General features: G+C 43.2%; 10 protein-coding genes. All 10 read left to right on the top strand.

Going from position 1 to position 14498, the window contains the following annotated elements:
• Window positions 1-15: 15 nt before the first annotated feature.
• The 10 genes from BK127_RS25760 to BK127_RS25805 all read left to right on the top strand — a co-directional run bounded on the left by BK127_RS25760 (window position 16) and on the right by BK127_RS25805 (window position 14427).
• On the top strand, window positions 16-1077 hold the full coding sequence (locus tag BK127_RS25760; protein ID WP_076234392.1) for an NAD(P)-dependent alcohol dehydrogenase: 1062 nt from the start codon (window positions 16-18) through the stop codon (window positions 1075-1077).
• 127 nt (window positions 1078-1204) lie between these two features.
• On the top strand, window positions 1205-1426 hold the full coding sequence (locus tag BK127_RS25765; RefSeq protein ID WP_144026555.1) for a spore germination protein: 222 nt from the start codon (window positions 1205-1207) through the stop codon (window positions 1424-1426).
• A 208-nt stretch (window positions 1427-1634) separates the two neighbouring features.
• Entirely contained in the window at window positions 1635-4250 is a 2616-nt protein-coding gene (ppsA, locus tag BK127_RS25770; RefSeq protein WP_076234394.1) for a phosphoenolpyruvate synthase, read from the top strand.
• A gap of 315 nt (window positions 4251-4565) precedes the next feature.
• Window positions 4566-5135, top strand: a complete 570-nt coding sequence (locus BK127_RS25775; RefSeq protein ID WP_076234395.1) for an SF0329 family protein — start codon at window positions 4566-4568, stop codon at window positions 5133-5135.
• Window positions 5136-5337: 202 nt separating this feature from the next.
• A complete protein-coding gene (locus BK127_RS25780) occupies window positions 5338-6216 on the top strand; it encodes an arylamine N-acetyltransferase family protein (protein ID WP_076234396.1) in 879 nt (292 codons plus the stop codon).
• 738 nt (window positions 6217-6954) lie between these two features.
• Window positions 6955-9252 carry a helix-turn-helix domain-containing protein gene (locus BK127_RS25785; protein ID WP_076234397.1) on the top strand — a complete coding sequence of 766 codons (2298 nt, stop codon included), beginning with the start codon at window positions 6955-6957 and terminating at the stop codon, window positions 9250-9252.
• A gap of 163 nt (window positions 9253-9415) precedes the next feature.
• The gene (locus BK127_RS25790) at window positions 9416-10864 is read left to right on the top strand and encodes a sulfatase family protein (protein ID WP_076234398.1); all 1449 of its coding nucleotides are present in this window, start codon (window positions 9416-9418) and stop codon (window positions 10862-10864) included.
• Window positions 10809-11849: an ABC transporter permease gene (locus BK127_RS25795; protein ID WP_256711449.1), complete on the top strand. Its 1041-nt coding sequence runs from the start codon at window positions 10809-10811 to the stop codon at window positions 11847-11849. Before BK127_RS25790 ends, BK127_RS25795 begins: the two co-directional genes overlap by 56 nt.
• Before the next feature lie 15 nt (window positions 11850-11864).
• Window positions 11865-12761, top strand: a complete 897-nt coding sequence (locus BK127_RS25800; RefSeq protein ID WP_076234399.1) for a carbohydrate ABC transporter permease — start codon at window positions 11865-11867, stop codon at window positions 12759-12761.
• A gap of 25 nt (window positions 12762-12786) precedes the next feature.
• The gene (locus BK127_RS25805; protein ID WP_076234400.1) at window positions 12787-14427 is read left to right on the top strand and encodes an ABC transporter substrate-binding protein; all 1641 of its coding nucleotides are present in this window, start codon (window positions 12787-12789) and stop codon (window positions 14425-14427) included.
• Window positions 14428-14498 lie beyond the last annotated feature (71 nt).

The raw sequence follows: 14498 nt of genomic DNA on the forward strand, positions 1-14498 counted from the left end.
TGGTGTTATCTATTAATGTGCAATAATCATAAAAACATGACTACGACACGTGTTCTAAGTGTCCCAAGTGCAAAAGCATCATTTGAAAAGACCACTATTGAGCGGAGAGAATTACAGCCACACGATATCTTAATAGATATTAAGTTTAGTGGCATTTGCCACTCTGATATTCACAGTGCCTTCGGTGAATGGGGGGGCGGAATCTTCCCAATGGTTCCTGGTCATGAAATTGCCGGAGTCGTAGAAGCAGTAGGTACAGAAGTGACCAAATATGTCGTTGGTGACCGCGTCGGCGTTGGCTGCTTTGTAGATTCCTGCGGTGAATGCGAATACTGCCTTAGTGGAGAGGAGCAATATTGTACGAAAGGTGTTGTCAACACATATAACGGCTTGGACTACGATGGTAATCCAACATACGGAGGATATAGCCAAAAAATCGTTGTAACAGAAGGATTCGTTGTCCGTATCCCAAACGGTCTGGATATGGATGTGGCAAGCCCACTATTATGCGCAGGCATTACCACATTCTCTCCTTTAAAACACTGGAACACTGGTCCGGGTAAGAAGGTTGCCATTGTGGGAATGGGAGGTCTTGGCCACGTAGCGATCCAATTTGCTCATGCTATGGGTGCGGAAGTAACAGTATTGAGTCGCTCTAATAACAAGAGAGAGGAAGCATTGAAATTTGGCGCAGATCATTACTTTGCGACAAGTGATCCCGCTACATTTACCGAATTAGCAGGTCGTTTTGATCTGATCTTAAACACCGTGTCTGCCAATCTGGATGTGGATGCGTATTTATCCTTGCTTCGCATTGATGGGACACTTGTAAATGTTGGTGCACCAGCTGAACCAGATAAGTATCATGTATTTTCATTAATCATGGGTCGTCGTAGCATTGCAGGTTCACTCGTTGGTGGAATTCGTGAAACCCAGGAAATGCTCGATTTCGCAGCTGAACACGGCATTGCCCCTATGATTGAGGTGATCAGTGCAGACCAAGTTGAAGAATCGTATGAGCGTGTCCTCAAAAGTGATGTTCGGTATCGATTCGTTATTGACATCTCTACTTTGTAACTCGCAAAGATGCATTCTACCATCTTGAACTGTATCTGATTAAAAAGAGAAAGAAAAAGCCAACGTTCTGAACAAAGTTTGATCAAAACGTTGGCTTTTTGCTATTTGATTAACTTGCATGCAGGTCATGAAAGATTCTATCCTGAAAATCGGTGATCTCAAAGATGTTTTTGATTCTGATATTTTGTTACATGTCATTTTATCCGGGGATACCGCTATTTTAGTTGATGGCTGTCCTCAGGGAATTGTAGTTAATACGGGAGATGGAAGGACAGGGGGGGCGAAGCAACGTCTCGCTTGGAACTATGTAGTGACAGAGTTTCGGCTCGAACCGTGGTTTTTGATGTAAATAATGATAGCGGGAAATCAAAAAAGAACCTGGGTAGTTTTATCAGGTTCTTTTATATTGCATATATACAGACACGATGATATAATCAGATTACGACTTTCAAGTGTTAAATGAACATAATTGTTGCACCTTACACTTTAATTGTAACATGCCGGTAAACTCTTGTCAAAGGTTTTTTCTCAATTTAATTGGTTAGGAGAGATATTGAATGAGTTCATTGGTTCTCGGTTTTCAGGAAATGGACAAAACGCAGCTTTTGCTTGTTGGTGGAAAAGGGTTAAATTTAGGGGAATTATCAAAAATTGAAGGAATACAAGTACCAGAAGGATTTTGTGTTACAACAGTGGCATATCAAAAAGTCATCGAACAAAACGAAACGTATCATGCTTTGCTCAATCGACTAACCATGTTAAAAGTAAAAAATCGAGATCAAATTGGTGAGATCAGCAGGAAGCTTAGACAAATCATTATGGAAGTAGTAATTCCTTCCGATGTTGTGGAGTCTGTTACTCAATATCTCTCCCAGTTTGGTGATGAGCATGCTTATGCCGTGCGTTCTAGTGCGACTGCTGAAGATTTGCCACATGCCTCTTTTGCTGGTCAACAAGACACTTATTTAAATATCATCGGCGTCGATGCCATCTTGCAGCATATCAGCAAATGTTGGGCTTCCCTATTTACGGATCGCGCGGTAATCTACCGTATGCAAAATGGATTTGACCACAGTCAGGTTTATTTATCCGTTATCGTTCAAAGGATGGTTTTCCCACAGGCTTCAGGGATTTTATTTACCGCTGATCCAATTACTTCCAACCGAAAGTTGCTATCAATCGATGCCAGTTTTGGACTTGGAGAAGCACTGGTCTCTGGCTTGGTATCTGCCGATTGTTATAAAGTACAGGATGAGGAAATCGTCGGCAAGATGATAGGAACCAAAAAATTGGCTATCTATGGACGAAAAGAAGGCGGAACAGAGACACAGCAGATCGATCCTGATCAGCAAAAGACGCAAACCCTTACTGAACAACAAATTTTACAACTGGCATGCATAGGAAGACAGATCGAAGCTTATTTTGGCCAGCCACAAGATATCGAATGGTGTTTGGTTGATGATACATTTTATATGGTCCAGAGTCGGCCAATCACTACTTTATACCCGATCCCTGAAGCGAATGATCAAGAAAATCATGTTTACGTATCTGTCGGACATCAACAAATGATGACCGATCCCATGAACCCACTGGGCTTGTCTTTTTTTCTGTTAACGACTCCAGCACCCATGCGTAAAGCAGGTGGAAGGTTGTTTGTTGATGTTACACAAATGCTGGCTACACCTGTCAGCAGAGAAACTTTATTGAATGCCATGGGACAACACGACCCGCTTATGAAAGACGCACTCATGACCATAATAGAGCGAGGAGATTTTATAAAATCGTCACCAGATGGAGACAAAGTACCGAGTCCCAGTAAAAGCAATGAAAGTATAACGTCTTCGGATTTTCAAGCACAAATCGAAAACGATCCGACTATCGTTTCGGATTTGATTAAGAGTAGTCAAACATCAATAGAAGCGTTAAAACAAAACATCCAAACGAAATCAGGATCAGATTTATTTGATTTTATTGTAGAAGATATCCAGCAATTAAAGAAGATTTTATTTGACCCGCAAAGTTCGCGTGTATTTATGACTGCTATGGATGCTTCATCATGGATCAATGAAAACATGAACAAATGGTTAGGTGAAAAAAACGTAGCAGATACGCTTTCTCAATCTGTCCCTAACAATATTACTTCGGAAATGGGTCTGGCACTATTGGATATCGCAGATGTGATTCGTCCTTATCCCGAAGTAATTGATTATTTACAACATGTAAAAGATGATAACTTTTTGGATGAACTGGTTAAGTTTGATGGTGGACAGGAGACTGGGGACGCTATCTATGCTTATCTCAATAAATACGGAATGCGATGTGCCGGAGAAATCGATATGACTAAAACTCGTTGGAGTGAAAAACCAATTACAATTGTCCCGATGATTCTTGGTAACATCAAAAACTTTGAGCCTAATGCTGGCAAACGGAAATTTGAGCAAGGGCGACAGGAAGCTTTGGAAAAAGAACAAGAATTATTAGATCGATTGAAGCAATTGCCGGATGGTGAACAAAAAGCCAAAGAAACAAAACGAGTGATCAGCCTGATCCGGAATTTCATCGGTTATCGTGAATATCCAAAATACGGCATGATTAATCGCTACTTCGTTTATAAGCAGGCTTTACTGAAAGAAGCCGAACAACTCGTACAAACAGGCGTTATTCATGAAAAAGAAGATGTATACTATCTCACTTTTGAAGAATTTCGCGATGTCGTACGCACCAATAAACTGGATTACCCGATCATCAGCAAACGAAAAGACGAGTACAAATTATATGAAAAACTAGCTCCCCCACGTGTTATTACGTCTGATGGTGAAATCATTATGGGTAAGTACGAACGAGAAAATCTCCCAGCCGACGCTATTGTAGGTCTGCCTGTTTCTTCCGGAGTGATTGAGGGACGGGCACGTGTCATCTTACGTATGGAAGATGCTGATCTGGAAGATGGAGATATATTAGTCACTTCCTTTACTGATCCTGGCTGGACACCATTGTTTGTCTCCATTAAAGGCCTGATCACCGAAGTTGGTGGACTGATGACCCATGGAGCAGTTATCGCACGTGAATATGGCTTGCCAGCAGTTGTCGGGGTGGAAAATGCCACCAAACTGATCAAAGATGGGCAACGAATTCGCGTGCATGGAACAGAAGGGTATATCGAAATATTGTAATGGTTGAATACGTCAAAAGAGCCTCTGTCATAATGGACGGCATTACATGCAACCTGTCATGGATAAAAGGGCGGTTACTCTGTTCGTCCTTTTATCTATCCATCTTTCCCCCCAAATCAAAATCATAAGAAGAAAAGCAGTACGTTTTAAAATTTTGGATTTATTGTAGCATATTCGAAATAATTCGTTACATTGATGATTTAAGTTCAATTATTATAGGCAAGTATTTAGTAGGATCGATGAGTTGGTTATTGTATTATGGATAATAGAATGAGCCTCAATAGGTATTTATAATATAGAACGTAGGAGGATTACATGGCCTGGAGCAAATTGAAGCAACAGTTGGAGAGTTTTCTCTGTCCGGCGTTATATGGAAGGGTTGAATACCGTGCAACCGGCTATCGTTATTTACCTGATAAAGCAGGACTTTGTTATATTGCAGTAGATAAAAAGAACGTACTCAATATGGGTGATAAAACTACCTTAATCAGATGGTATCAGACGGAGTTGGAAATTAAGAATGATTCAGATATCCAAATTCCTATCAACAATGAAGAAATTGAAACTGTCAGAAAAGATACCAAGGGAATAGTTCCGGAGGATCGTCTAAAAATAATTGCAAAAAGTAGAAAAATAGCAGAATATGCAAAGGAGCTTGTTGCAGCACAGTCAGCATTAAGTAAATCAAATTTTACCGTTGTAGCTAATAAGTTTTTATCCATTTCAATTGAGGAAAGTATAGAGAGCAATGATATCTTATTGAATATTTTAGCTTTGGTGGACAGAAGAGTTGGAAAAAAGCGAATATTAAATATAAGCGAGAAGATAAAGTTAAAGCATCCAATTGTGAAGTATTTTTATGAACTACGACTTAGTACGTTATGAAAATAAATAACTCATTCACCTCACCATTCCGCTAATTTTTACTGACTCTAAATATCGAGGAGTTCTTTCTAATTCAACACAACTGTATCGGTACAGTTGTGTTGTTTTTGCATTGAGGAATGAAACATACATCTCTACAATGGGATTATGCAGCCGAAGCATAATCTTGGTGACGGCGATTACAAATCAGAGGTGATTCACATTGTATACGATGACGAAAGAAGAAATAAAAGCATACCTTCGCAGGATCGGTATTTCAGAGGTGCAACCGCCGACCAAGGAATATTTATTTTCTCTGCATCAAGCTCATGTACGGACTCTTACGTGGCAAACCGTAGACATTTTTGCCCGCAAACCGGCTAGCATCGGGTTCGAACAATCGGTTCAACTTGTTCTCCATGGCAGGAGCGGCTACTGCTTTCATTTGAATGGGGCATTCAGTGCGTTGCTCCATTCATTGGGTTATCACGTAAATTTGCACCGGGCGGGCGTTCAGCCACTGGGAGCCGAACCGCGCGTGAATTCGTTCCATCTGGGTTTGAGTGTTAACTTTAGGGATGATCTTTATGCTGAGGAACGATGGATTGTCGATGTGGGATTGGGAGATATGCCTTATGAGCCTATTCCGCTTCGTCATGGCCTATATGATCAGGGGCCTTTGAGCTATAAGGTGACGGCATCCAGCGTGGTGACCAATGGCTGGCGCTTGGAGCATGATCCAAACGCTTCCTTTGTCGGGGTCGATATCGATGCTGAGGTACTCGAAGGCTTGGAGGAGTTTATCCCGAAGCACGACTTCTACAGCCGTTCGCCGGAGTCGCTATGGTTTCATATTTTTCTCATTAGACAAAGAGACGCGGATGAAAGCAACGAGCTCCGGGGATGCGTATGGAGCAAGCACGATAAGAACGGCCTGACGAAGATTGAAGTGGAGAGCAAGTCACAATGGTTTGACATTCTGGGGGACGTATTCGGGGAACATCTCGTCAATTACAGCAGACTGGAACGCGATGACCTGTGGAAAAGGGTAGAAGCCGCGCATCTCGAATGGAAGGCTGCCAAGCTTGCAACGGGAAAATAGTTGTCTGTTTTATCACGTTTTATCAGGCTTACCCTATAACTAGTTGCTATAACATTAGTGTCATACTTTACAATTAACTAAGCGGATGGGTTTGTCAGGCAATGGGCCATCGGCAAGCCAGAGGCGTCTATTTTGTACATCGGGTCGGAGAACGTATTGCATTTGCTGTTGAAGATATTGATGCCGTTGTTGCCAAATTGAAAAGAAAGGTACGGAAATCTTTAGTGAGATGCAAAACTATGAAGATAGTTATAAGTTATGCTACTGTCGCGGGAAATTAATTTGATTCCCCCAGTTAACTCAGTAACATCTGATAAAGGGAACGCATGTTCGATAAAATTCATTGCGTGAGGAGAGCGGTTTATTGAATGGGATGAGATGATGAATTTTGTGAAGGTCATTCCTGGATGGCATCATTACGTAAACATATGGTTGTGTAACAGCTACAAAATAACGAACCGTTCCCTGAAAAAAGGAACGGTTTTTCGTGATGTTCTCTCTTCGGGATTGGTCTTCAATAGTAAATTTGTCATAATATTTTGCTAGAGGACTCCTATCAGTACCGTTTTAAGTAGAAAATTAAACTTAATGAATTAAACTTTTCTTGTAGATCTTGCACGATCTATTTATAATTACGATGTGGTTTGTCTTTCCAATCAACATACACAAGCCCATCCATCCCGTAGGTAAATCTATCCCGCATTATGAATTTGACTACAACAAGGAGGAATATCTTTAATGAATAAAGGACGGCATATTCGAATGGAGTCCTTGCTTATTGTTCGTTTTGTACTCCCGTTATTCATCATCCTCACTTTGTCACTGATTGTTGGGTTTTTAATATACCAACAAACTTCTTCTGTGCTGGAAGATGAGGTTAAGGCGTCCAACCGCCTATTGCTGGAACAGGGCATGAATGTGCTGGACAAAAGATGGGAAGACATCGATACGCAAATCAGGCGAATTACCAACGATTTGAAGGTGACCAGGCTGCAGCAAATCGATGATCCTTTTGGCGTTAATCTGTATCGAACCATCGAAGCAAGAGGACGGCTTCTTGAATATTATATTTCCAATGAATTGATTATGAATTATTTTATTGTATTTAAAAACAACCAGCTCGTACTGAACAACGATTATACATCCAGATTAGACGATTTTTCTTCTGTACTCCAGTATCCGAATCAATCGGAGAATTTTTTGCAATCGTTAGTAGAGACCTATCATAATCGGGATGTTATCCCGGCAGGAAACGTCTCGCTTCAAGGTACTCAGTATGAGTTGCTGACCTACCTTCGTTCTTTTGGTTTCTCCAACTACTCCAATGGGATTATCATCATGCTTATTAAAAACAACGAAATTACCAAGCTGTTTAAAAGATTCGACACAGACGGCAGCTGGGTGTATATAGCAGATGAGAAGGGTGAAATTATTACGAGTGTCGAAGGGCCAAGTGCCAAGCTGCCGCAGGAACGGCTTGTTTTGCCTTATAGCAGCGGGGTAATGAGCAGCAGTATCAATGGGGATGATATGATGGTCACGTATGTGACCTCCGCCTATAACGGCTGGACCTATGTAGCAGCCCAACCCTCCAAGGTTGTGCTGAAAAAAATTACCTATATTAAAAATACGACGATTACCATCTTCCTTTTATTTTTATTCAGTGGCAGCCTTATTGGCATCTATATGACTTATAGGAGCAGCATGCCGATTCGCAAGATCATACATACTCTGGCTAACTACAGGATAACGCCTGACGATCCAAAGAGCGGTGCTTTCGGGATGATCAGCCAAAGCATATCTATGCTCATGACGAGCAACCAGGAGCTGCAATCAAAAATGGAGCGTCAGCTGCCATTTCTGCGAGCGGCGTTCTTCGAGAGGGTGCTTAGAGGGCAATTTCAATCGGATGCAGATATGGAAGCCGTTCGTACGCATGTTCGAGTGGATTGGATGGGGGAAGCTTATTTGGTTGCAATCCTGACCTTCCCTGACAGGGCGACGACAGCTGTTAATGCCGATGAAATCGAATATCTGAATCAGAAAAAACTGATTGCCAGTGAGATCCTAATAGAGATGATCCCGGATGTTATTTTGCATGATGTGGATGTAGACAAAATTGCTTTGATCATGCAGTTTACTGAGGACGAGCCTGCTAGCATATACGGGAAAGCAGCAGGGTACCTAGAGTCGGTACAGCTTCAAATCCAGCAGCAATGCGGTATTGCGTCCATTATATCGATAGGTAATTATTATCCACAAAGAATGGATATCACAAGATCTTTTTTTGAGGCCCAGCAAGCCCTTATCCGCAGCAAGGATAACCGCATCATCTGGTTCAAAGAAATTTTGCCGAATCCAAGCAGCTATTATTACCCGGAAAATATGGAAACCCGGCTGATAAACCTGGTGCGTACGGGGAATGAGGAAACGTTAACAAAGCTGCTTAGCGAGCTGCACTGGCATAATTTTGTGGACAGGAATTTGCCTGTTCTTGTGCTTAAAGTCTTTTTATTCGATTTTGCCGCAAGCGTATATAAGACTTCAGGTGAAATCGGCGAAGTGACAGGTGTGGAGAAAGCAGTAGCAGTGGCCAGTATCTTGGATAAAGTGGAAAGTATTGAGGCTCACTATATCCAACTCAAAAATAAACTAGAAGAAATGAGCAGATCAGTACGACATAAGCAGAATGATCGGCAGCAGCAATGGTTTCAAGATGTTATAGCGTTTGTTGATAATCAGTATTCCGATCTGCAAATGTCTCTTGCCTTGTTGGCAGAACGCTTTAATGTGACAGAAACTTATTTGTCCAGATTGTTCAAAGAAAAAACCGGGATCAATTTCTTCGACTACCTGGAAAGCCTGCGGATCGAACAATCCAAACAGCTGCTGATTACGACAGCGCTTACGGTTGGGGAAATCGCACTCCGTGTAGGCTACAGCTCCTCCAATACGTTCGGACGTGCCTTCAAGCGGACTGTGGGTATAAGCGCACTGGCTTTTAGAAACGGAAATAGTGGGGAAATGCAAGAATAGCAGGGTCTGCAGTAATTGCACATAAGCAAAAAGCAAGTATTGCAGAGTCTGCAAATCCTTCATGTTTACACTAGTTTCCAGGCTCTGTATATTATAGATGTCCCGGGATGGATGAAAATGTTATCGCTTTCATTTCGAATTAAAACTAAACGGAGGGCTTAAGATGAGCGAACCTAATATTTTATGGATTTGCACAGATCAGCAGCGTTATGACACCTTGGGCTGTTACGGAAATTCATTTGTTAAGACGCCAAACATTGATCGCCTCGCACAAAACGGCGTATTATTCGAAAATGCCTTCTGCCAGGCAACGGTGTGTACGCCTAGCCGAGCGAGTTTTTTGACCGGTCGTTATCCACGCACGACCCGTTGTCGGCAAAATGGACAAAACATTCCGGAGGACGAAATGCTTGTCACACGGCTGCTTGCAGACGCAGGTTATGTAGGCGGTCTGTCAGGCAAGCTCCACTTGTCCGCTTGTAATCCAAGCGTCATGCATGGAACAGAGCGCAGAATAGCAGATGGCTACTCGCAATTTCACTGGTCCCATCATCCGGACAATCACTGGCCAACCAATGAATATATCCAATGGCTGCGCGTCAAAGGTAAGACCTACCAACCGCTGCAAACAGAAGGAAGCCGTTATGTCGAGATCGGTCCCGATGCAGAAGACCATCAAACGACCTGGTGCGCGGAGAAGGCGGTCCATTTTATCGAAGCGAATCAATCCTACGAGCAGCCTTGGTTTTTTTCTGTCAATATGTTTGACCCGCATCACCCGTTTAATCCTCCTCGGGCCTATCTTGAGCGATATATGCAAAAGCTGGATGAAATTCCGCTGCCTAATTATAAAGAAGGTGAGCTGGAGGAAAAGACATACTTCCAACAGTTTGACCACAACGGGGCTTATGGGAATGAAAGATTGCTACCCTTCTCCCAGATGAATGAGCAGGACCACCGCATGCTAAAGGCTGCCTATTGGGCGATGATCGATTTGATCGATGAGCAGGTTGGCCGAATGCTGGAGGCGTTGGAACGCACTGGACAGCTAGAGAACACGATAGTCATCTTTATGTCGGACCATGGCGAGTTACTGGGAGACCATGGTATTTACTTGAAGGGGCCATTTTTCTATGAGCCGTCGATTCACGTTCCATTGATCGTATCTTGGCCCGGCCATTTTCAATCGGGAGTACGCAGTCCTGAGCTTGTTGAGCTTGTCGATGTGGCTCCTACTCTTTTGGAAGCTGCAGGCTTGCACATTCATCCCGGTATGCAGGGGAAGTCACTTATGCAGCTGCTTACTGCAGAAGCAGTAGATTCCAAATTATCGCATCGCAGTGATATTTACTGTGAGCATTATAATGCTAGTGCGAAACAGAATGGTATCGGAGGCTTTGCTACTATGGTGCGAACCGACCGGTATAAGCTGGTATCTTATCACCGCCGTCATGAAGAGGAGCTGTATGACCTCCAGGAAGATCCGAATGAAAGGCGTAATTTATGGATGGATGAGAGCTACTCGGCAGTTAAGCTGGACATGATGAAACGATTATGTGACCGAATGGCTGAAACCGTGGATCCGCTACCGGAACGATTGGCTGTATGGTAGCAATGGCGCAAGAATTCAGGTCAGTATTAACAATAAACGGATGACATCTGCTCAGGAGGTGGTCACTACGAATAAAAATCGAATTTCACGCCAGCTACTGAAGGGATGGCAGTTATACTTATTACTGATACTTCCACTCCTTTATCTGGCTTTGTTTCGCTATGCACCGATGTATGGAGCTCAAATTGCTTTTAAGAACTATTCGATAACCAAGGGCATTATGGAAAGTCCATGGGTAGGCATTGCTAATTTTTCTCGTTTTTTTCACTCGTATGATTTTTGGCGGATTTTAACCAACACGCTGCTGCTAAGCTTGTATCATTTGCTGGCGACCTTTCCTTTTCCAATTTTACTAGCGCTGGGCCTCAATTATATCCATCATGTCCGGTTTCGCAAAACCTTACAACTCATCACGTATGCACCGCATTTTATTTCAGTTGTTGTCATGGTGGGACTCATTCTACAGTTTCTTTCTCCACGAATCGGGCCGCTCGCTTCGTTAAGCGAGTGGTTAGGCTTCACAATGCCCAATGTAATGGGTGACCCGGACTGGTTCAAATCGGTCTACGTATGGTCGGATGTTTGGCAGCATACGGGCTTTTCCTGCATTATCTTCCTTGCCGCTTTGGCTGGCATCGACCCGGCTCTGCATGAGGCTGCGCTGATGGATGGGGCGTCCAAGGTAAGAAGGATGTGGCACATCGATCTCCCGGGCATTATGCCGATTGCGATTATTATGCTGATCCTGAATGTGGGCCATATATTTGATCTGGGGTTTGAAAAGGTTTTGCTTATGCAAAATCCGCTGAATACAAGAACCTCGGAAATTATCGACACCTATGTATATAACGTCGGGCTGAAGTCGGCGGTACCTAATTTTTCCTATGCTTCGGCCATCGGGTTATTTAAAAATGTGATCGCGTTTATTCTGGTCATGTCCGTTAACCAGCTATCCAAAAAATTTGGCCAGTCTAGCCTTTGGTAACAGGAGGAATGGAACATGGAATCGTCGTTTTTAAGAGAATCAAGGGGTGATCGTTGGTTTAATATCATTAACTATACGTTTATGGCCTTGCTCCTGATTATCGTGTTATACCCTGTAATATTTGTGGTAAGCTCTTCATTCAGTAATAAAGATGCCGTCTCTGCAGGGCAGGTGCTGCTGTGGCCGGTTGGATTTAGTCTTGAAGGCTATCAAGCCGTATTTCGCGATCCAGCAGTGCTGAGATCCATAACGGTTTCAATCGGCTATACGGTTGCCGGTACGTTAATTAACGTGACTCTGACGATTATGGCAGCATATCCGTTATCACGTCGGGATTTATGGGGGCGAAATTGGCTGATGGGTGTGTTTGCCTTCACGATGTTTTTCAGCGGAGGGCTTATTCCAACGTACTTACTCGTCAAAAATCTGGATTTGCTCAATACACCTTGGGCGCTTCTGCTGCCGACTGCTCTGAGCATTTGGAATATGGTGATTACCCGGACTTATTTTATGGCGACCATTCCCGATGAGCATCTGGAAGCGGGACAAATCGATGGTTGTAACGATCTCATTTTCCTATGGAAGGTCGTGCTTCCACTTTCCGGTCCGATTACCGCAGTGATTGCTTTATATTATGGGGTGGAGCATTGGAATCAATACTTCAATGCGTTGCTTTACTTAAAGGAGCCGAAGCTTTATCCGCTCCAACTGGTGCTTCGGGAAATTCTTATCCGGAGCCAGATGAGCTCTGAAATGATGGGTGATTCGGCCCAAATGGCAGAACAGGCCGGTCTTGCAAATTTGCTTAAATATTCATTAATTGTAGTAGCTACTGCGCCCTTAATGCTGGTTTACCCTTATGTGCAGAGGTTTTTCGTGAGAGGTGTAATGATTGGGGCTTTAAAAGGATAATGAACTTAACAAGGAGGGTCTTAATATGAATAAATGGACAACAATAACAATCGCAACGTTGTTGCTGGCAGCAGGCTGCAGTGATGGCAAAGAGCAAGGGGTCACGAAGAAGGATCTGCCAGCAGTAGCCGAGGGACCAAGCACAGAGGCAGGCACTTTTCCATTGGTCAAGGATAAAATAACGCTTAAAGTACTTGCTGTAAAAAATCCGAGTGTGCAGGATTATAGTACCAATGAGTTTACGAAATGGTATGAGGAGAAGACGAACGTCAAGATCGAATGGCAATTTGCCACTCCACAGGATCGTCAGGAAAAGCTGAATCTGGTGCTGGCCACCAATGATTTGCCGGATATGATCATTGGCTTCGGCGTTTCTCCCGCCCAACAAATGGTTTATGGGCAGCAAGGTTTGTTCATCGCACTGAACAATTTGATCGATAAGTACGGTGTGGAAACGAAAAAAACTCTGGAAAAATACCCGGAAATCAAGCAAGCGACGACTGCTCCCAATGGCAATATATATTCACTCAGCAGTATCGACCGTAACCCACATACGATGCTTCAACAAAAAATGTGGATTAATACCGAGTGGTTAAAGAAGCTGAATCTGGACATGCCAACAACGACAGATGAGTTCGAAAAGGTGCTAAAAGCATTTAAGGAAAAAGATCCGAACGGTAATGGAAAAGCGGACGAAATTCCAATGATTGGGGGGATCCAGGAGAAGCTGACTGGATTGGACAGCTTTTTAATGAACTCGTTTATTTTGAATGATTTGAATGCAGACCAGCTAATTTTCGATGATAAAGGCAGCATAGAAGTTAATTTCAATAAGCCGGGCTTTAAGAAAGGTTTGCAATATTTAAATAAGTTATACGCCCAAGGATTGATAGCCCCGGAATCTTTTACGCAAAATAACGATCAAATGAAATCGCTCGTGGAAAATGGTGATGCGAGGGTCGGTGTCATATCTTCCTTCATCCCACAGGTATTCTCTAATATTACCGGCAAGCGGTGGCTGGATTATAAAACCGTTCCCCCGCTTAAGGGCCCGGACGGCTTGCAGCAGACCCCTTATCGTTATTATTCTGTCAATGGGGGTAATCTGTTAATTACAAATGCGTCAAAAAATCCCGAGGTTGCGTTTCGTTGGGCAGATGCGCTGTATAACTATGATATCAGTATGAGTGGAAATATCGGAACGGAGGGAATTGGCTGGCGGAAGCCAACAACGGATGAGCTCGGTCTGAATGGTAAACCGGCCAATTGGGTGCGGCTGCTGCCTTCCGGTACGCTGCAGAATAACAACTGGGCGCAAACGACATCTTACCATTTCTCGCGGGAAATGTTTGAAGGGCTTGCTGCTGGGCCGAATGAGGTGCCCCGTGTTTTGTACGAGGAGACACAAAAGAACTACGAGCCTTACAAAACGAAGCAGGAGCAGAGTGTACCTCCGGTGTTCTTCGATGACGCACAATCCTCAGAGCTCAGTGATTTGCAAAAAACGATCAAGGATTACGTGAAGGAAATGACTACCCGCTTCATCATTGGAGATGCATCCATTGATAAGGAGTGGGATAAGTATATACAGACGTTGGATGGCATGAATTTGAAACGCTATCTTCAAATTTATAACGAGGGCTACAAAGCGCAGTATAAAAAGTAATGCATGAAGCTCGTAAAATCCGAAGAAAATCGCAAACGGCTCTTTCGCAAATAATGCGAACAGAGTCGTTT

The organism is Paenibacillus sp. FSL H7-0331 (assembly GCF_001956045.1).

Coding starts and splice junctions, on each gene's coding strand:
- BK127_RS25800 (WP_076234399.1), top strand. CDS start 11,865: ATGGAATCGTCGTTTTTAAGAGAATCAAGGGGTGATCGTTGGTTTAAT.
- BK127_RS25765 (WP_144026555.1), top strand. CDS start 1,205: ATGAAAGATTCTATCCTGAAAATCGGTGATCTCAAAGATGTTTTTGAT.
- BK127_RS25785 (WP_076234397.1), top strand. CDS start 6,955: ATGAATAAAGGACGGCATATTCGAATGGAGTCCTTGCTTATTGTTCGT.
- ppsA (WP_076234394.1), top strand. CDS start 1,635: ATGAGTTCATTGGTTCTCGGTTTTCAGGAAATGGACAAAACGCAGCTT.
- BK127_RS25775 (WP_076234395.1), top strand. CDS start 4,566: ATGGCCTGGAGCAAATTGAAGCAACAGTTGGAGAGTTTTCTCTGTCCG.
- BK127_RS25760 (WP_076234392.1), top strand. CDS start 16: ATGTGCAATAATCATAAAAACATGACTACGACACGTGTTCTAAGTGTC.
- BK127_RS25790 (WP_076234398.1), top strand. CDS start 9,416: ATGAGCGAACCTAATATTTTATGGATTTGCACAGATCAGCAGCGTTAT.
- BK127_RS25805 (WP_076234400.1), top strand. CDS start 12,787: ATGAATAAATGGACAACAATAACAATCGCAACGTTGTTGCTGGCAGCA.